The 18109-nt window shown below is 71.2% G+C and carries 20 protein-coding genes and 1 riboswitch; of the genes, 11 read left to right on the top strand and 9 right to left on the bottom strand.

What is annotated here, in order from left to right; all coding sequences use genetic code 11:
- The first annotated feature begins 93 nt into the window (after nt 1–93).
- From B446_RS22910 to B446_RS22870, 9 genes are all read left to right on the top strand, one after another.
- Nucleotides 94–666, top strand: coding sequence for a 2-oxo-4-hydroxy-4-carboxy-5-ureidoimidazoline decarboxylase (locus B446_RS22910; protein WP_020941803.1), 573 nt, complete (start codon nt 94–96; stop codon nt 664–666).
- Between the two features lie 191 nt (nt 667–857).
- Entirely contained in the window at nt 858–1238 is a 381-nt protein-coding gene (gene sdhC, locus B446_RS22905; protein WP_020941802.1) for a succinate dehydrogenase, cytochrome b556 subunit, read from the top strand.
- A 5-nt stretch (nt 1239–1243) separates the two neighbouring features.
- On the top strand, nt 1244–1726 hold the full coding sequence (locus B446_RS22900) for a succinate dehydrogenase hydrophobic membrane anchor subunit (RefSeq protein ID WP_020941801.1): 483 nt from the start codon (nt 1244–1246) through the stop codon (nt 1724–1726).
- Nucleotides 1727–1745: 19 nt separating this feature from the next.
- Complete coding sequence (gene sdhA, locus B446_RS22895) at nt 1746–3500, top strand: succinate dehydrogenase flavoprotein subunit (protein ID WP_020941800.1); 1755 nt, start codon at nt 1746–1748, stop codon at nt 3498–3500.
- Nucleotides 3500–4279, top strand: coding sequence for a succinate dehydrogenase iron-sulfur subunit (locus B446_RS22890; protein WP_020941799.1), 780 nt, complete (start codon nt 3500–3502; stop codon nt 4277–4279). Before sdhA ends, B446_RS22890 begins: the two co-directional genes overlap by 1 nt.
- Before the next feature lie 102 nt (nt 4280–4381).
- Entirely contained in the window at nt 4382–4792 is a 411-nt protein-coding gene (locus B446_RS22885) for a VOC family protein (protein ID WP_020941798.1), read from the top strand.
- Nucleotides 4793–4897: 105 nt separating this feature from the next.
- Entirely contained in the window at nt 4898–5305 is a 408-nt protein-coding gene (locus B446_RS22880) for a hypothetical protein (protein WP_020941797.1), read from the top strand.
- Nucleotides 5302–5796, top strand: coding sequence for a thiol-disulfide oxidoreductase DCC family protein (locus tag B446_RS22875; protein ID WP_020941796.1), 495 nt, complete (start codon nt 5302–5304; stop codon nt 5794–5796). Before B446_RS22880 ends, B446_RS22875 begins: the two co-directional genes overlap by 4 nt.
- Nucleotides 5797–5805: 9 nt before the next feature.
- Nucleotides 5806–6561 carry a TetR/AcrR family transcriptional regulator gene (locus B446_RS22870; RefSeq protein ID WP_020941795.1) on the top strand — a complete coding sequence of 252 codons (756 nt, stop codon included), beginning with the start codon at nt 5806–5808 and terminating at the stop codon, nt 6559–6561.
- A gap of 18 nt (nt 6562–6579) precedes the next feature.
- Here B446_RS22870 and B446_RS22865 read toward each other — a convergent pair whose 3' ends face one another.
- The 3 genes from B446_RS22865 to B446_RS22855 all read right to left on the bottom strand — a co-directional run bounded on the left by B446_RS22865 (nt 6580) and on the right by B446_RS22855 (nt 9879).
- Nucleotides 6580–8124: an ABC transporter substrate-binding protein gene (locus tag B446_RS22865; RefSeq protein ID WP_078614778.1), complete on the bottom strand. Its 1545-nt coding sequence runs from the start codon at nt 8122–8124 to the stop codon at nt 6580–6582.
- Between the two features lie 200 nt (nt 8125–8324).
- A complete protein-coding gene (locus B446_RS22860) occupies nt 8325–9623 on the bottom strand; it encodes a metallophosphoesterase (RefSeq protein ID WP_020941793.1) in 1299 nt (432 codons plus the stop codon).
- A gap of 16 nt (nt 9624–9639) precedes the next feature.
- Complete coding sequence (locus tag B446_RS22855; RefSeq protein ID WP_020941792.1) at nt 9640–9879, bottom strand: SCO4848 family membrane protein; 240 nt, start codon at nt 9877–9879, stop codon at nt 9640–9642.
- A gap of 91 nt (nt 9880–9970) precedes the next feature.
- Here B446_RS22855 and B446_RS22850 point away from each other — a divergent pair, with 91 nt between their 5' ends.
- Nucleotides 9971–11218, top strand: coding sequence for a D-alanyl-D-alanine carboxypeptidase family protein (locus B446_RS22850; protein ID WP_043478919.1), 1248 nt, complete (start codon nt 9971–9973; stop codon nt 11216–11218).
- Here the strand turns inward: B446_RS22850 and B446_RS22845 are convergent.
- Nucleotides 11166–12083: a YihY/virulence factor BrkB family protein gene (locus B446_RS22845; protein WP_043478916.1), complete on the bottom strand. Its 918-nt coding sequence runs from the start codon at nt 12081–12083 to the stop codon at nt 11166–11168. The genes B446_RS22850 and B446_RS22845 overlap by 53 nt on opposite strands.
- A gap of 85 nt (nt 12084–12168) precedes the next feature.
- Between B446_RS22845 and B446_RS22840 the strand changes: the two genes are divergently transcribed.
- Nucleotides 12169–12903 carry an SDR family NAD(P)-dependent oxidoreductase gene (locus B446_RS22840; protein ID WP_020941789.1) on the top strand — a complete coding sequence of 245 codons (735 nt, stop codon included), beginning with the start codon at nt 12169–12171 and terminating at the stop codon, nt 12901–12903.
- A 23-nt stretch (nt 12904–12926) separates the two neighbouring features.
- On the opposite strand, the gene B446_RS22835 is transcribed toward B446_RS22840, so the two are convergent.
- The 5 genes from B446_RS22835 to B446_RS22815 form a co-directional block, all read right to left on the bottom strand.
- Complete coding sequence (locus B446_RS22835; protein ID WP_020941788.1) at nt 12927–13502, bottom strand: 2'-5' RNA ligase family protein; 576 nt, start codon at nt 13500–13502, stop codon at nt 12927–12929.
- A gap of 169 nt (nt 13503–13671) precedes the next feature.
- Complete coding sequence (gene trpS, locus B446_RS22830; RefSeq protein WP_419184162.1) at nt 13672–14697, bottom strand: tryptophan--tRNA ligase; 1026 nt, start codon at nt 14695–14697, stop codon at nt 13672–13674.
- Between the two features lie 115 nt (nt 14698–14812).
- Nucleotides 14813–16264, bottom strand: a complete 1452-nt coding sequence (locus B446_RS22825; protein ID WP_020941786.1) for a glycine hydroxymethyltransferase — start codon at nt 16262–16264, stop codon at nt 14813–14815.
- Nucleotides 16265–16297: 33 nt separating this feature from the next.
- Nucleotides 16298–16388, bottom strand: a riboswitch (ZMP/ZTP riboswitch).
- Nucleotides 16389–16541: 153 nt separating this feature from the next.
- Entirely contained in the window at nt 16542–17726 is a 1185-nt protein-coding gene (locus tag B446_RS22820; RefSeq protein ID WP_020941785.1) for a glutathionylspermidine synthase family protein, read from the bottom strand.
- A gap of 14 nt (nt 17727–17740) precedes the next feature.
- A complete protein-coding gene (locus B446_RS22815) occupies nt 17741–18094 on the bottom strand; it encodes a hypothetical protein (RefSeq protein ID WP_020941784.1) in 354 nt (117 codons plus the stop codon).
- Nucleotides 18095–18109 lie beyond the last annotated feature (15 nt).

Here is an 18109-nt window from a genome sequence, read left to right as displayed (position 1 = left end):
TTCGAGTGAAATTCGGGCATCCGTCGGACACAGAGTGACCACTCTCGATAACGTGACGACACAGTCTTCACGACATCCCCTGCCACACCACCTGTGACGCGAGGACCCACGCTGCCTGCGCACCGCCCGCCGTACCTGCCCAAGCCGCTGGACGCCTTCAACGCCGCCCATGCCGACGAGGCCTGCGCCCTGCTCCAGCACTGTCTGCGCAGCCTGCGCTGGGCCCGCCGCATCGCCGACCACCGCCCCTACCCGGACCTGGGTTCCCTCCTGGCGGCGGCGGACGAGGCGGCGTACGACCTGTCGCCGGCCGATCTGGCCGAGGCGCTGGCGGGAGAGTCGCTGCCGGAGCTGCCGGAGGACACCTACTCGGCCGCCCACATGGCCCTGAGCGCGGCGAACGCGGCCTACGAGGCGAGGTTCGGGCACACGTTCGTCATCTTTCCGGGCGACGTGCCCCCGGAGGAGAGCCTGGATCACATTCTCGCGGGGATTCGGTCACGATTGGCGAACGATCCCGAGGAGGAGCGGGTGATGGCGGCGGAGGAACTGCGCCGCCTCGCGCGGGGCCGGCTGACGGACCTCCTCAGGGGTGCGGGGGCCTGCGCGCCCGCGGGCCCGGCGCGGGGCGTGAGCAGCCCGAACGCGTCCACACCCGGCACATAGCGGTACACGCCACCCCAGCAGGCGACATCGCTAGCCCAACCGCGTGCCACTTTGATCACACAAGTAGGCCCCCCGTAAGCCGCACGGCGGCGCACGGATACGATGCTGGGGGCCGGTGGACCGTACCCGGCCGGGCCCGACCGACAGTGAAGCCGGCGCGGCCCTAGTCCCCGCTCCCGGAGGGTTCTTCCGTGCCGGCTGGAACGCTGTACCGCGGCCGGGAAGGAATGTGGTCCTGGGTGGCTCACCGAGTCACCGGCGTCCTCATCTTCTTCTTCCTGTTCGTTCACGTGCTGGACACCGCTCTCGTGCGTGTCTCCCCCGAGGACTACGACAAGGTCGTAGCCACGTACAAGACGCCGATCGTCGCGCTGCTGGAGTACGGCCTCGTCGCCGCCATCCTCTTCCACGCGCTCAACGGTCTGCGCGTCATCGCCGTCGACTTCTGGTCGAAGGGCCCGCGCTACCAGAAGCAGATGTTCTGGACCGTGATGGGCATCTGGGTCGTCCTGATGGCCGGCGCGATCTACCCGGTCCTCGGCCACGCCGCCCGTGTCCTCTTTGGGAGCTGACGCCGATGTCCACGACTGAAACCCCCGCGTCCGGCGTCGGCCCCGTCGAGGGCGCGCCCGTCCACTCGGTGGACAACCCGGCCCCGCTGATCGAGGCGCCGCGCAAGCGGACCAAGAAGTCCCCCAAGTCCACGCGGGGCAACTTCGAGCTGGCCGCCTGGCTGTTCATGCGCCTGTCCGGCGTCGTGCTGGTCGTCCTCGTCATCGGCCACCTGCTGATCCAGCTGGTGCTCGACGGCGGTGTCTCCAAGATCGGCTTCGCCTTCGTGGCCGGCCGCTGGGCCTCGCCCTGGTGGCAGGTCTGGGACCTGCTGATGCTGTGGCTGGCGATGCTGCACGGCGCCAACGGCCTGCGCACGGTCATCAACGACTACGCCGAGCGGCCTGCCTCCCGCATGTGGCTGAAGGCCCTGCTGTACACCGCCACGGTGTGGACCATCCTGCTGGGCACGCTGGTGATCTTCACCTTCGACCCGAACATCCGCTAGGCACGGGGCTGCGAGAATCATGAAGATCCACAAGTACGACACCGTCATCGTCGGCGCCGGTGGCGCCGGTATGCGCGCCGCCATCGAGTCGACGAAGCGCAGCCGCACCGCCGTGCTGACCAAGCTCTACCCCACCCGCTCCCACACGGGCGCCGCGCAGGGCGGCATGGCCGCCGCGCTGGCGAACGTGGAGGAGGACAACTGGGAGTGGCACACCTTCGACACGGTCAAGGGCGGTGACTACCTGGTCGACCAGGACGCCGCCGAGATCCTGGCGAAGGAGGCCATCGACGCCGTCCTCGACCTGGAGAAGATGGGCCTGCCGTTCAACCGGACGCCCGACGGGACGATCGACCAGCGCCGCTTCGGCGGTCACTCCCGCAACCACGGCGAGGCGCCGGTCCGCCGGTCCTGCTACGCCGCGGACCGCACCGGCCACATGATCCTCCAGACGCTGTACCAGAACTGCGTCAAGGAGGGCGTGGAGTTCTTCAACGAGTTCTACGTCCTGGACCAGCTGATCACCGAGGTCGACGGCGTCAAGAAGTCGGCCGGCGTGGTGGCGTACGAGCTGGCCACCGGCGAGATCCACATCTTCCAGGCGAAGGCCGTGATCTACGCCTCCGGCGGCACCGGCAAGTTCTTCAAGGTGACGTCGAACGCGCACACGCTGACCGGTGACGGCCAGGCCGCCGTCTACCGCCGCGGGCTGCCGCTGGAGGACATGGAGTTCTTCCAGTTCCACCCGACCGGCATCTGGCGCATGGGCATCCTGCTGACGGAGGGCGCCCGTGGTGAGGGCGGCATCCTCCGCAACAAGGACGGCGAGCGCTTCATGGAGAAGTACGCGCCGGTCATGAAGGACCTCGCGTCCCGTGACGTCGTCTCCCGCTCCATCTACACGGAGATCCGCGAGGGCCGCGGCTGCGGGCCCGAGGGCGACCACGTCTACCTGGACCTCACGCATCTCCCGCCGGAGCAGCTCGACGCCAAGCTCCCGGACATCACGGAGTTCGCGCGCACCTACCTCGGCATCGAGCCCTACACGGACCCGATCCCGATCCAGCCGACCGCGCACTACGCGATGGGCGGCATCCCGACCAACGTCGAGGGTGAGGTCCTGGCGGACAACACCACCGTCGTCCCGGGTCTGTACGCGGCCGGCGAGGTCGCCTGTGTCTCCGTGCACGGCGCCAACCGCCTCGGCACCAACTCGCTGCTGGACATCAACGTCTTCGGCCGCCGTGCGGGCATCGCCGCCGCCGAGTACTCCCAGAAGGCCGACTTCGTCGAGCTGCCGGAGAACCCGGAGTCGCTCGTCGTCGAGCAGATCGAGCGGCTGCGCAACTCCACCGGCAACGAGCGGGTCGCCACGATCCGCCGCGAGCTGCAGGAGACCATGGACGCCAACGTCATGGTGTTCCGCACCGAGCAGACGATCAAGACGGCCGTCGAGAAGATCGCCGAGCTGCGCGAGCGCTACCGGAACGTGGCGATCCAGGACAAGGGCAAGCGGTTCAACACGGACCTCCTGGAGGCGATCGAGCTGGGCAACCTGCTCGAGCTGGCCGAGGTCATGGCGGTGTCGGCCCTGGCCCGCAAGGAGTCCCGCGGCGGTCACTACCGCGAGGACTACCCGAACCGCGACGACGTCAACTTCATGCGCCACACCATGGCGTACCGCGAGGTCGGCGCCGACGGCTCGGAATCCGTCCGTCTCGACTACAAGCCGGTCGTCCAGACCCGCTACCAGCCGATGGAGCGTAAGTACTGATGGCTACCCCTGTTCTGGACAAGGCGGACGCGGCCGGCCAGCCCGAGCCCGGCTTCGCCGACTCCCCCTACATCACCGTCACCTTCCGGGTCCGCCGGTTCAACCCCGAGGTCTCCGCCGAGGCGACCTGGGAAGACTTCCAGCTGGAGATCGACCCGAAGGAGCGCGTCCTCGACGGCCTCCACAAGATCAAGTGGGACGTCGACGGCACCCTCACCTTCCGCCGGTCGTGCGCGCACGGCATCTGCGGCTCGGACGCGATGCGGATCAACGGCAAGAACCGTCTTGCCTGCAAGACGCTGATCAAGGACATCAACCCCGAGAAGCCGATCACGGTCGAGCCCATCAAGGGCCTGACGGTCCTGAAGGACCTGGTCGTGGACATGGAGCCGTTCTTCCAGGCGTACCGGGACGTCATGCCGTTCCTGGTCACCAAGGAGACGAACGAGCCGACCCGCGAGCGGCTGCAGTCCGCCGAGGACCGCGAGCGCTTCGACGACACCACCAAGTGCATCCTGTGCGCCGCGTGCACGTCGTCCTGCCCGGTGTTCTGGAACGACGGCCAGTACTTCGGTCCGGCCGCGATCGTGAACGCCCACCGCTTCATCTTCGACAGCCGTGACGAGGCGGGCGAGCAGCGCCTGGAGATCCTCAACGACCGCGACGGCGTGTGGCGCTGCCGCACGACCTTCAACTGCACGGACGCCTGCCCGCGCGGTATCGAGGTCACCAAGGCGATCCAGGAAGTCAAGCGCGCGCTGATCACGCGTCGCTACTGATCCCTCGCGGCACAGCTCTGCGGAGCGCCTTCAGGAGCCCCACCGGACACGTTCCGGTGGGGTTCCTCGCATAGGGGTGAGTTTCCCCCTTAATGTGACGACATGTCAGACGAAGAGTCGTACGAGCTGCTCGGGTTCGACAACGCCCTGCTGCCCGTGGGGGACCTCGCGGAGGCCGTCGGGTTCTACGAGCGGGCCGGGTTCACCGTCGGGTTCCGGTTCGACGAGGGCGGGATCGCCCAGCTGAAGGTGGGCGGCGAGACGCCCGGCATCCTGCTGCGCGTCGAGGAGGGGCTGGGGCACCGGCCGCCGCCGTGGCCCGCCGCGCGCCTGTGGCTGGAGGTGCCGGACGCGCGGGCGGCCGCACGGGAGCTGGCCGCCGCCGGGATCGCGCCGCTGGACGAGGTGTTCTCCGTGGCCACCGGCTGGACGGTGGAGATCGCCGATCCCTGGGGCAACGTCCTGGGGTTCACGGACTACAGCAAGCGTCCGGCGCTGGGCCGCCGGGGCTGAGACGCGGGTCACGCGGACCTTCGCGCCCTTGAGTTGAACATGTTCAAAAGCAGGTCTACAGTCATGCCTGTCAGCGTTTTGAACGCGTTCAAGAAGGGGTGGGGCATGGACCGCACCGTCATCGCCTACGTGATCTACCTGGCCGTCAGCATCGGGCTGACCGTCTGGGTGGCCCGCACGCTCAGCCGCAACGGCCGGATCTTCCTGGCCGACGTGCTGCGCGGCGACGAGAAGCTCGCCGACGCCGTCAACCACCTGCTGGTGGTCGGCTTCTATCTCGTCAATCTCGGCTTCGTGGCGCTCTACCTGCACGGCAGCGGGGACATCGACGACACCCGCGGCATCTTCGAGGCCCTGTCGGCCAAGCTCGGGGTGGTGCTGCTGGTGCTCGGCGCGATGCACCTGGGCAACGTGTACGTGCTGAACAAGATCCGGCGCCGCGGGGTCCTGGAGCGCGAGCAGCGGCCCCCGGTCGGCCCGCAGGGCTGGCTCCCGCCGACGGCCGGCGCGTGAGCGCCGTGACCGAAGCGCGGGACCGGGGCGCCGCGGGCGCCCCGGTCCTCGGGCTCACCGTCCTGTACGACGCCGAGTGCGGCCTCTGCGCCCACCTGCGCGACTGGCTGGTACGGCAGTCGCAGCTCGTGCCCCTGGACCTGGTGCCGGCCGGGTCGGCCGAGGCCCGCCGGCGCTTCCCGGGGCTCGACCCGGCGGCCACCCTCGACGAGGTCACCGTGATCGGCGACGCCGGGCAGGTCTACCAGGGCTCCCGCGCCTGGATCGTCGTCCTGTGGGCGCTGCGCGAACACCGCCCGCTCGCCCACCGGCTGAGCACCCCGGCCGGGGCACGGCTGGCCCGCGGGGCGGTGCTGGCGGCGGCGAAGTGGCGGGGCGCGCAGTGGGGCGGGCGGTCCTACCGCCGGACCGACGGCTGGTCGTTCGACCGGCACACCGGCTGGACCCACCAGCCGCCGACCTGTGACGGCGGTTCCTGCCCCACTGGTTAGGCTCGTGCCGTGCCCGCGAAGAACGAAGGCCCCGAAGCGGCCGGCCCCCAGACCAAGTCCGAGCAGACCCGCGCGCTGATCCTGGAGACCGCGATGCGGCTCTTCCAGGAGCGCGGCTACGACAAGACGACCATGCGGGCCATCGCCAAGGAGGCCGGCGTCTCCGTCGGCAACGCCTACTACTACTTCGAGGGCAAGGAACACCTGATCCAGGGCTTCTACGACCGGATCGCCGCCGAACACCAGGTGGCGGTCCGGGAGATCCTGGACCGGGAGACCGATCTGGAGGCGCGGCTCGCGGGCGTGCTGACCGCGTGGCTGGAGATCGCCGAGCCGTACCACGAGTTCGCGGTCCAGTTCTTCAAGAACGCCGCCGACCCCGACAGCCCGCTCAGCCCGTTCTCCCCGGAGAGCGAGCACGCGCGGGAGCAGGCCCTCAGCGTCCACCGGGAGCTGCTGGCCGGGTCGAAGTCCAAGGTGGCACCCGAACTGCGGGACGTGCTGCCGGAACTGATGTGGCTGTCCCAGATGGGCCTCGTGCTGTACTGGATCTTCGACCGGACCGAGGGCCGCGAGCGCAGCTACCGGCTGGCGCGCCGCGGGGCCCGGCTGACCGCGCGCGGCGTGGCCCTGGCCCGGTTCCGGGTGCTGCGCCCCCTGGTGCTCGAAGTCCACGAGCTGTTCACGGACTTCCTGCCGGGCATGACGAGGGCGCTGCCGGACCCGGCGGCCAGGGCCGGGCGCGGGGGCGCGGGCGAGGGCTGAGCCCCCACCCGCGGGACGTCAGATCCAGTTCAAGCGCCACAGACGGAACACGCCCGTGCCGTCCGAGAGGTACTGGCCGCCGCCGACGTCCTCGGTGCTGACCACGTACTCCTTGCGCTGCCACAGCGGGATCAGCGGCACGTCGGTGGCCACGTCCGCCTGGATGCCGCGGAAGTCGCTCGCGGCCCGCGCGCGGTCGGGGTACTGCTGGCTGTCCCGGATGAGGTGGTCGACGGCCTTGCTGCTGTAGCCGGTGCTCATCGTGGAACCGGTCCCGACCAGCGGGGAGCCGAAGGTGTCCGCGTCGGGGTAGTCGGCCACCCAGCCCACGGCCCACGCGTCCATCTTCCCGGCGGCCCAGCGTTTCTGGAAGTCGGTCCACTCGTAGCCCCGGACGTCCACCTTGAACAGTCCGCTCGCCTCCAGCTGCTGCTTCAGCTCCGCGGCCTCCTCCGCGCCGGCGCCGCGGTTGCGGCCGTAGCCGAGGGTGAAGCGCACCGGCACGCTCACGCCGGCCTGGAGCAGCAGCTCCCGCGCCTTCTTGGCGCTCTGCGTCGGGTACGTGTCGAAGAAGGACGTGGTGTGGCCGGTGATGCCGGTCGGGATCAGCGAGTACAGCGGGTCGACCGTGCCCTTGTACACCTTCACGGCCAGCTGCTCACGGTTGACGAGCCAGGCCATCGCCCGGCGCACGCGCACGTCGTTCAGCGGCGAGTTCGCGCGGGTGTTGAGGTAGAGGTTGCGGGTCTCGGAGCTGTCCGAGACCGTGACGCGCTGCTTGGGATCGCTCGGGTTCAGCTCGGAGAGCACGCCCGGGGGCAGCGTCCGGGTGGCGACGTCGACCTGCTTGGCCGCCCAGGCGCTGCTGAGCTTCCGGGAGTCGCCGTAGTAGCGCAGCTCGATCGGCCGGCCGGTCCCGCTCAGGTAGCCCTTGTAGTTCCTGTACGGCGCGAGGTCGGCCTTCCGGTTCACCGTGTAGGCGGTCAGCGTGTACGGGCCGGTGCCGTCCACGCCGTCGCCGGTGCGCAGCGAACGGGCCGGGTACGCCTCCTTGTCGACGATGGAACCGGCTCCGGTGGCCACCTTCAGCGGGAACGTGGCGTCCGGCGTGCGCAGGTGGAAGGTCACGGTGGTCGCGTCGTCGGCGGTGACCGAAGCGAGGGTGGAGAACAGGGACGCGGGACCGACGTCCGAGTTGATCCTCTTCACCCGCTCGAAGGAGTACTTCACGTCCTCGGCGGTCATCTTGCGTCCGCTCGGGAAGGTGATGTCGTCCCGCAGCCGGCACTGGTACGACTTGAGCCCGCCGCCCTCGAAGACACAGCTCTTCGCCGCGTCCGGGACCGGCTCGACGCCACCCGGCTCGAAGGTCAGCAGCGTCTGGAAGACATTGCTGAACAGGGCCCAGGATCCGGCGTCGTAGGCGCCGGCCGGGTCCAGTGACGTGACCGCGTCGGTCGTGCCGACGGTGATGGTCTTGTTGTTGTCATCCTGCGACGGCAGAAGCTGCCAGGCGCCGATTCCCACGACGGCCAGGACCAGCACTGCCAAGAGAATGCGCATGCGAACAGATCGCATGGTGGTGCCCTCCCCAGGCCACGCCAAGGCCCTACCCCTGGCACAGCACAAAAATGGCCACTCCCCATAGTGGCGCGGCTCACCTAATCACACGTGTTTCACGCGGGGGAAGAGCAATCCGGCGGTATGTGAAAGAACTTACCGAGGCGTTGTTCGCCCCGGGTTCCCCAGGCTTCGCACGGGTCTCAGGCGTGCGTCGAGGCCAGCTCGACGACCGTCACGTCCGAGGGCGCCCCGACGCGCGTGGGCGGCCCCCAGGCTCCGGCGCCCCTGCTGACGTAGAGCTGGGTGTCGCCGTAGCGTGCGAGGCCGGCCACGGTGGGGTTGGCGGCGGCCGCGACGAGGTTCCCGGGCCAGAGCTGGCCGCCGTGGGTGTGACCGGAGAGCTGGAGGTCGACGCCGTACCGGACGGCCTCGTGGATCTGCACCGGCTGGTGCGCGAGGAGCACGCACGCGCGTGCCCGGTCCCGGTCGCCCAGCGCCCGGCCGAAGTCGGGCCCCTGCCCCTCGCTCTCCCCTTGCAGGTCGTTGACCCCGGCCAGGTCGAAGTGGGGCAGCTCGGTGCGGGCGTTCTGCAGCGGGTGCAGGCCGAGGGTGCGCACCTCGGCCACCCACTGCTCGGCGCCGGAGAAGTACTCGTGGTTGCCGGTGACGAAGTAGGCGCCGTGCCGGGCGGTCAGCCCGGCCAGGGGCGCGGCGGCCGGGCCGAGGTCCTTCACGCTGCCGTCCACCAGGTCGCCGACGACGGCGATCAGGTCCGGCTGGGTGGCGTTGACCGTGTCGACGACCCGCTGTGCGAAGGAGCGCCCGAGGACCGGGCCCAGGTGGATGTCGCTGACGACGGCGATGCGGAAGCCGTGCGCGGCGCGCGGGAGTCTGGCCAGCGGTACGGTGACGCGCTTGACCCGTGGCCCGCGCAGCACCCCGTAGGTGCCCTGGCCGACGGTCCCGACGGCGGCGGCCGCGGCGGCCCCGCCGACCACCCGGGAGACGAACAGCCGCCGGGAGGGCGCGGGCGCCGTCCGCCCGGGACCGGCGGTCCCCTCCGGCTCGCGCGCCCGCCCCGGCTCGCGCGGGGGTTCGGGCGTGCCCGGTGGGGGCGGTGGGGGCCCTTGGGCCGGCACGGTCCGCGGTGCGGGCACGGCTGTCGCCCCGGGGGCCGGCCGACGGGCGAGGAACCGCCGCAGCAGGGGCCGCAGGGCCTCTCCGGCCACCACCGCGAGCAGCAGGTACAGCGCCAGCGCCATCCACAGGAAGCCGGGCCAGGCGAGGGTGCGCTGGAGCCAGAAGGGTGCGCCGGAGCGCTCGGCCACCAGCGCCGTGACCATCAGCAGCGGTCCCGTGACGAAGACCGCGGTCCCGGCGCGGCGGGCCGGGCCCGGGCCGCGGGTGGTGTCGCGCACCAGGCGCCGCCACACGTACCAGTGCCCCAGCACCAGGACGGCGAGCGCGGCCGCCGCGGCGAGGACGAAGACGACGATCACGCCGGTGTGTCCTCCGCTATGAGGTGCGGCGCAGTGCGCGCAGACCGCGCAACCCGATGACCCCGATGACCGTCCCCCATACGAAGGAGACGACGGCCAGCAGCAGATGCACCCAGAAGTAGGCGGTCGGGTGACCGTCGTGGAAGGCGAGTCCGCTGCCGTCCTTGACCAGGTTCTTGACGAAAGTGACCCAGATGACCCAGCTCCACACCCCGAAGGCGAGCAGGAACCAGGAGACCGGGCGGCTGAGCTTCATACGGACAGTATCGCCGTCCGCGGTCCGGTTCCGTGTCCGGGGTGGGGTGCGAGGCGGGACTTCGCGGCCGGTGACCGGTACGTTTCCGACCGTGCCCGCAACCGAGAAGGCCGTCAGGCGAGCCCTGCCGGTCACCACCGCCGCGCTGCTCTCCCTCTCCGTCACCACCCCGGCCGCCTTCGCCGCCCCGACCCCCTCGACCGGCCCGACGGCCACACCCCCGGCGCAGATGTCGCAGGTCGGCGGCGCCCGGCTGGGACAGCCCGGGACCCAGGTCGACCTCGCCGCCGGTGCGCCGGTGCTGCCCAAGGACCTCACCGCCCGTTCCTGGATCGTCTCCGACGCCGAGTCCGGCGAGGTGCTGGCCGCGCACAACGCGCACTGGCGGCTGCCCCCGGCGAGCACCCTGAAGATGCTGTTCGCGGACACCGTGCTGCCGAGGTTCCCGAAGACGACCGAGCACAAGGTGGTGCCGTCCGACCTGGCGGGCATGGGCGCCGGCTCCAGCGTGGTCGGGATGAAGGCGGGCCGCAGCTACACCGTCCACGACCTGTGGCTCGGGGTGTTCCTGCGCTCGGGCAACGACGCCGTGCACGTGCTGGCGGCGATGAACGGCGGTGTCCGGCGCACCGTCCGGGACATGCAGGACCACGCCGACGAGCTCCAGGCCCTGGACACGCACGTGGTCAGCCCGGACGGCTACGACGAGCCGGCGCAGGTGTCCTCCGCGTACGACCTGTCGCTGTTCGCCCGCTCCGGGCTGCAGAAGAAGGACTTCCGCGACTACTGCTCGACGGTGAGCGCGACGTTCGGCTCGGCCGAGATCCGCAACACCAACCGGCTGCTGAGCGGCGACACCGACGTGCCCGTCTACCAGGGCATCGCCGGGGTGAAGAACGGCAACACCACCCACGCGGGCGCCACCTTCACCGGGGTCGCCGAGCGGAACGGCAAGGTGCTGCTGGTCACGGTGATGAACCCGCAGAAGCGCGAGCACAACGAGGTCTACAAGGAGACCGCGAAGCTGTTCGACTGGGGTTTCCAGGCGGCCGACAAGGTGCGGCCGGTGGGCGTCCTGGTCCCGCCGAAGAGCGCCGCCGAGCCCAGCGCGGAGCCGTCCGGCCGGCCGGCCGCGACCGCCGCGGCCGGGCAGGCGCAGGGCACCGGCGGCTCCGGCGCGAAGCCGGTGGCGAGCGCCACCGCCGGGAACCGCTCCGGCGGCGTCGGCACCGCCCTGGCCGTCGCGGGCGGGCTGCTGGTGCTGCTCGGCGGTGCGGTGTTCCTGGTCAACCGCCGTTGGCCACTGCCGGATCTGATGCGCCGCCGGACCCGGCCGTGACGCCCTCCACCTCCACCTCCTTGCTCTGCGTCGCCGTCCAGGCGGCGCAGAACAGGACCAGTTTCGCGGTGAAGTTGATCCACAGCAGCAGGGCCACGGGAACGCCGAACGCGCCGTACATGCTCTTCGCGGCGACTCCCTGGATGTAGCCGCTGAGCAGCAGCTTCAGCAGTTCGAAGCCGACCGCGCCGGTGAGCGCGGCCACCACGAGGCGGCGGCGCGGGGGTTCGGCGCCGGGCAGCAGGGTCAGGACGTAGAGCAGCAGCAGGAAGTCGGCGAGCACGGCGACGGCGAACGCCACGACGCGCAGCAGCACGCTGCCCCAGCTCATCCGGTCGATGCCGAGCTGGTCGGTGATCCAGCCCACCAGGGCGGAGGCCACGGTGGAGATAGCGAGCGTGGCGACGACGGCACCGCCCAGACCGAGCAGGATGCCCGCGTCCTTGAGCCAGGCCACGAACGGGTTCCGCTCGTCGTCGGGCAGGTCCCACACCACGCGCAGGCAGTCGCGCACCTGGCCGACCCAGTTGACGCCGGTGAACAGCAGCACGGCACCCGCGATGACACCGACCGTACCGGCGTTCTGCACCAGGGAGTTGACGTCCAGCTGGTCGGCGAGACCGGGGATCTGCTGGGCGATCCTCGTCTGCACGTTCTTCTGCTGCGACTCGCTGAGGGTGGCCGCGGCGATCGCGCCGCCCAGGGTCAGCAGCGGGAACAGGGCCACGAAGCTGACGAAGGTCATGGCGGCGGCCAGCCGCGTCCACTTCACCCGGTCCAGCCGTTCGAACGAACGCCAGGCGTGCGTGAGCGCGAGCCGCGTGACGATCGGCCCGATGCCGGGAAGCCGCTTCAGCCAGTCCATGATCGGTCTCTGCCCACTGTGCGTGTGCGTGAACACCGCGTTTCTTCAGCAAGACGGACATATGAGGGCGATACGGTCGGCTGTCATGAAGGAAGCGACCGAGCTGCCCCAGTCCCTGCTCGTCCTCGGCGGCACGTCGGAGATCGCGCTGGCCACCGCGCGCCGTCTGATCGCCCGCCGCACCCGTACCGTCTGGCTGGCCGGCCGCCCCTCGCCCGCCCTGGAGGAGTCCGCCGGCCGGCTGCGCGCCCTGGGCGCCGACGTCCGCACCGTGGCCTTCGACGCCCTCGACCCCGAGTCCCACGAGCCCGTCCTCGACAAGGTGTTCGCCGAGGGACGCATCGACATGGTGCTGCTCGCCTTCGGCGTCCTCGGCGACCAGGCCCACGACGAACGCGACCACCTGCGCGCGGTCCGGGTCGCGCAGACCAACTACACCGGCGCCGTCTCGGCCGGCCTGGTCGCCGGCCGCGCCCTGCAGACCCAGGGTCACGGCTCGCTGGTCGTGCTCTCCTCGGTCGCCGGGGAACGGGCGCGCCGCGCCGACTTCATCTACGGCTCCAGCAAGGCGGGCCTGGACGCCTTCGCCCAGGGCCTGGGCGACGCCCTGTACGGCACCGGCGTGCGCGTGATGGTCGTACGCCCCGGACCGCTGCGCGCCGGGGGGCCGCTCACGACGACCCCGGGGGCGGTGGCCACGGCGATCGAGCTGGGCCTGCGCAGGGGCTCGGAGGTGGTGTGGGTGCCGGGATCGCTGAGGGTGGTGATGTCCGCGCTGCGGCACGCGCCGCGGGCCCTGTTCCGGCGCCTGCCGCTCTAGGCCGGACCGACCGGCCCCCGCGCTCAGCTCACCGGGCTGCGGCCCACGCCGCGCAGCGCCTGCGGCGGCACCACGGGCCCGCCGAAGGTGTACTCGCGCAGCTTGCGCCAGACGGCGTCGGGGCCCTGCTCGTAGAGCGCGAACCCGGTGCACGGCCACTCGGCCTCGAAGCCGGCCAGCTCAGCGAAGGCGCGGTCCATCGCCGCCTCGTCGATGCCGTGGGCGACCGTGACGTGCGGGTGGTACGGGAACAGCAGCTCGCGTGCCATGGGCCCGGAGGAGTCCCGGACCCGCTGCTGGAGCCAGGCGCAGGACTCGGCGCCCTCGACGACGCGGACGTAGACGACCGGCGACAGGGGCCGGAAGGTCCCGGTCCCGGACAGCCGCATCGGGAACGGGCGGCCGGCCTCGGCGACCCCGGTGAGGTGGGCGTCCACCGCCGGCAGGTCAGCCGCGTCCACCTCGGTCGGCGGCAGCAGCGTGACGTGCGTGGGGATGCCGTGAGCCGCGGCGTCGCCGAAGCCCGCGCGCCGCTCCTGGAGCAGGCTGCCGTGAGGCTCCGGGACCGCGATCGAGACGCCGATCGTTACGGTCCCCACGTCGTCTCCTGTCGTCGTGTGCTGTCTGCCGGCCGTCGTCGTGCGGGCCGTCGGATATCGACTGTACGACCACGGGTGTCCTGTCGGCAGGCGCAGCGGAAGTGATGTGCAGCGCTCTGCCCGGCCGGGCGTGCGAACGGTCGTGCGCCCCGGCGCCGGTCCGTGCCCCTCAGTGCTTCGCCGGGAGGAAGCCGACGCGCTCGTAGGTCTGCGCGAGCGTCTCCGCGGCCACGGCACGCGCCTTCTCCGCGCCCTTGGCCAGCACCGAGTCGAGCGTCTCGGGGTCGTCCAGGTACTGCTGGGTGCGCTCCCGGAACGGCGAGACGAAGTCGACCATGACGTCGGCGAGGTCGGTCTTGAGGGCGCCGTACATCTTGCCCTCGTAGTCCGCCTCCAGCTCCTCGACCGACCGGCCGGTGAGCGTGGAGTAGATGGTGAGCAGGTTCGACACGCCCGGCTTGTTCTCCACGTCGTAGCGGATCACGGTGTCGGTGTCGGTGACGGCGCTCTTGACCTTCTTGGCGGTGGTCTTCGGCTCGTCGAGCAGGTTGATCAGGCCCTTCGGCGTGGACGCCGACTTGCTCATCTTGACCGACGGGTCCTGGAGGTCGTAGATCTTCGCCGTCTCCTTGAGGATGTACGGCTTCGGGATCGTGAAGGTGTCCCCGTAGCGGCCGTTGAAGCGCACCGCGAGGTCGCGGGTCAGCTCGACGTGCTGGCGCTGGTCCTCGCCGACCGGCACCTCGTTGGCCTGGTACAGCAGGATGTCGGCGACCTGGAGGATCGGGTACGTGAAGAGGCCGACGGAGGCGCGGTCGGCGCCCTGCTTGGCGGACTTGTCCTTGAACTGGGTCATCCGGCTGGCCTCGCCGAAGCCGGTGAGGCAGTTCATGATCCAGGCGAGCTGGGCGTGCTCGGGCACATGGCTCTGGACGAAGAGGGTGCAGCGGTCGGGGTCGAGACCGGCGGCCAGCAGCTGCGCGGCGGCCAGGCGGGTGTTGGCCCGCAGGTCGGCCGGGTCCTGCGGGATCGTGATCGCGTGCAGGTCGACGACCATGTAGAACGCGTCGTGGGACTCCTGGAGGGCCACCCACTGGCGGACGGCGCCCAGGTAGTTGCCGAGGTGGAACGAGCCTGCCGTGGGCTGGATTCCGGAGAGCACGCGGGGTCGGTCTGCAGAGGCCATGTCGCCCATTCTCTCATCGGCCGGGGGCGGCATCGGCACCTGAGGCGGGAGGGGTTTCGGTGCGCGGGGCCCGCGGACCGTCCGTGGACGGCCGCGCGGTTCCCCGCGCCCCTCACGGGGCCTCTCAGCCCAGGTCGACCTCCGGGTACAGCGGGAAGCCGGCCACCAGGTCGGTCGCCCGCTGGGCGATCTCCTCGGACACCTTCGCGTCCAGCACGTGGGCGGCCTTGGACGGGGCGCCCGACTTGGTGGTGCCCGCCTCCGTGGTGGTCAGGACGCGGTCGATCAGGCCCGCCACCTCGTCCATCTCCGCGGTGCCCAGGCCCCGGGTGGTGAGCGCGGGCGTGCCGACGCGGATGCCGGAGGTGTACCAGGCGCCGTTCGGGTCGGCCGGGATCGCGTTGCGGTTGGTCACGATGCCCGAGTCCAGCAGGGCGGCCTCGGCCTGGCGGCCGGTGAGGCCGTAGGAGCTCGCCACGTCGATCAGGTTGAGGTGGTTGTCCGTGCCGCCGGTGACCAGGGTGGCGCCGCGGCGCATGAGGCCCTCGGCGAGCGCGCGGGAGTTGTCCACGATGCGCCGGGCGTAGTCCTGGAAGCCGGGCTGGCGGGCCTCGGCGAGGGCGACGGCCTTGGCGGCCATCACGTGCGGGAGCGGGCCGCCGAGCACCATCGGGCAGCCGCGGTCGACCTGGTCCTTCAGGGAGTCGTCGCACAGCACCATGCCGCCGCGCGGGCCGCGCAGCGACTTGTGGGTGGTGGTGGTGACGATCTGGGCGTGCGGGACCGGGTCGAAGTCGCCGGTGAGCACCTTGCCCGCGACCAGGCCCGCGAAGTGCGCCATGTCGACCATGAGGGTCGCGCCGACCTCGTCGGCGATCTCGCGCATGATCCGGAAGTTCACCAGGCGCGGGTACGCGGAGTAGCCGGCGACGATGATCAGCGGCTTGAACTCGCGGGCCTGGGCCCGCAGCGCCTCGTAGTCGATGAGGCCGGTGGCCGGGTCCGTGCCGTAGGAGCGCTGGTCGAACATCTTGCCCGAGATGTTCGGGCGGAAGCCGTGGGTGAGGTGGCCGCCCGCGTCCAGGGACATGCCGAGCATCCGCTGGTTGCCGAAGGCCCGGCGCAGCTCGGCCCAGTCGGCCTCGGTCAGGTCGTTGACCTGGCGGGCGCCGGTCTTCTCCAGGAACGGGACCTCGACGCGGTCGGCGAGGACGGCCCAGAAGGCGACCAGGTTGGCGTCGATGCCGGAATGCGGCTGGACGTAGGCGTGGCGGGCGCCGAACAGCGCCTTGGCGTGCTCGGCGGCCAGCGACTCGACCGTGTCGACGTTGCGGCAGCCGGCGTAGAAGCGGCGCCCGACGGTGCCCTCGGCGTACTTGTCGCTGAACCAGTTGCCCATGGTCAGCAGGGTCGCCGGGGAGGCGTAGTTCTCCGAGGCGATCAGCTTGAGCATCTCGCGCTGGTCGGCCACTTCCTGGCCGATGGCGTCGGCGACCGCCGGTTCCACCGCGCGGATGACGTCGAGGGCCGCGCGGAAGGCGGTGGACTCGGTGGAGAGGGGCTGCTGCTCTGGCATGGGGACCTCCGGACGGCGTGCGTTTCGGCGTTCACGTTCGGCCCAGGCGCACGGCACTGAATTCCCGCTCGGGCCGCTCCCCGATGGTCCGTCCCATCCCAGCGCGCCAGTCACGGCCCGCTGATCAGCCTACCGGGCACGCCGGAACGGGGAGGTCCCGCGTCCACCATGCGAGCGACGGCGGGAACGGCGAACGGGAACGGCGAACGGGAAGGGTGCCACCGGTGACGGGCTCCGGGGCCCGGGCTCCCGGGGAGTACCCCGCCGAAGGCTCCGGCTAGAGGATCACGTGGGGTACGAAGCGCGCGTACTCGTCGGTGATCAGCCCCGAGGACTCGCGGATGCCGAGGCCGGCCGGCTCGTCCCGGACGACCCAGGCGCCGAGGACGACGTGGTTGCCGTCGAAGGCGGGCAGCGGGGCGAGACCCTGATAGCAGCAGGCCTCCTCGCGGGCGGCGGCCGCGGTGCCCGGCTCGTGCACGGTGACGCCCGCGCCCTCGCGGCCCAGCAGGGGCTTGGCGACCCAGCCGGTCGACGCGGCCAGTTCGCGGGGCCCGTCCAGGTAGGCCGGGAGCAGGTTCGGGTGGCCGGGGTACAGCTCCCAGAGGATCGCCAGCAGGGCCTTGTTGCTCAGGAGCATCTTCCAGGCGGGTTCGATCCACAGGGTGCTGCCCGTGCCGCCGCCGTTGTCCAGGGTGTCCAGGACGTGGCCGGCGAAGAGGTCGGTGGTGAGCCACTCCCAGGGGTAGAGCTTGAAGACGCTGCGGATGAAGCGGAGCCCGTTGTCCACGAAGCGGCCGGAGAGGGTGTCCCAGCCGATCTCCTCCATGGAGATCCAGTCGGTGGCGAGCCCGGCCTGCTCGGCGGTCTCCTTGAGGTAGGCGACCGTCATCAGGTCCTCGCCCAGCTCGTCGGCGCTGGAGTGCGCGAAGTGCAGCGGACTGCCCGGCGGGAGCAGCGCGGCCTGCTCGCGCCAGGCGTCGACGAGCCGTTCGTGCAGGGAGTTCCACTGGTCGGCGCCGGGGAAGCGCTCCTCCATCCAGAACCACTGCGGTGAGGCGGCCTCGACCAGGGAGGTGGGCGTGTCGGCGTTGTACTCCAGCAGCTTCGCCGGGCCGGTCCCGTCGTAGCGCAGGTCGAAGCGGCCGTAGACGGCGGGGAGTTCGGCGCGGCGCCGCCAGGACTCGGTGACGGCCCCGGCGACCCGCGGATCGGTGATGCCGAGGTCGGCCAGGCGGTCTTCGGCCACGAGGTGCGCGGCGGCCGCGAGGCACATGCGGTGCAGTTCCGCGACGGTCTCCTCCAGCGCCTCGACCTCCTCCAGGCCGAAGACGTAGTAGGCGCTCTCGTCCCAGTAGGGGCGCAGCGAGCCGTCGGGATGGCGGGTCAGGGGGTAGACGACTCCCTGTGCCTCGACGGTCTGCTGCCACCCGGGGCGGGGCGTGGTGGTACGGCGTTCCATGGCGCGGGTGCCGCTCAGCCGCCGGAGCCGCCGTGGCCGCCGCCGAAGCCGCCGCGGTGGACGCCGCCGCCGCCGGAGGAGCCGCCCGAGCCCTTGCCGGGTTTGGTGAAGGAGCCGTCGCCGACCCAGGAGCCCTTTTTCTCGCCGCCGTAGTACCAGCCTGCGTGCACGGACGACTTGGCGGTCTTGCAGTTCCGGTCCGAGACGACCTTGTAGCCCTTGGCCATCTGGTAGCTGTCGCGGTCGACGCAGCGCTTGTCGGGTTCGGACGAGCAGGCGGTCAGGGCGGCGGCGAGCAGGCCCATTCCGCCGAGGACGACCGTGGTCGAGCGGAGCTGTCCGCGGATCTCGGGGCGGGTGTGCGCCATGGTGGTGTCTCCCCC

This window comes from Streptomyces collinus Tu 365, assembly GCF_000444875.1.
Classification (GTDB): domain Bacteria; phylum Actinomycetota; class Actinomycetes; order Streptomycetales; family Streptomycetaceae; genus Streptomyces; species Streptomyces collinus_A.
Note: the sequence above shows the minus strand (reverse complement) of the source record. Positions and strands in the feature narration are given on the sequence as shown.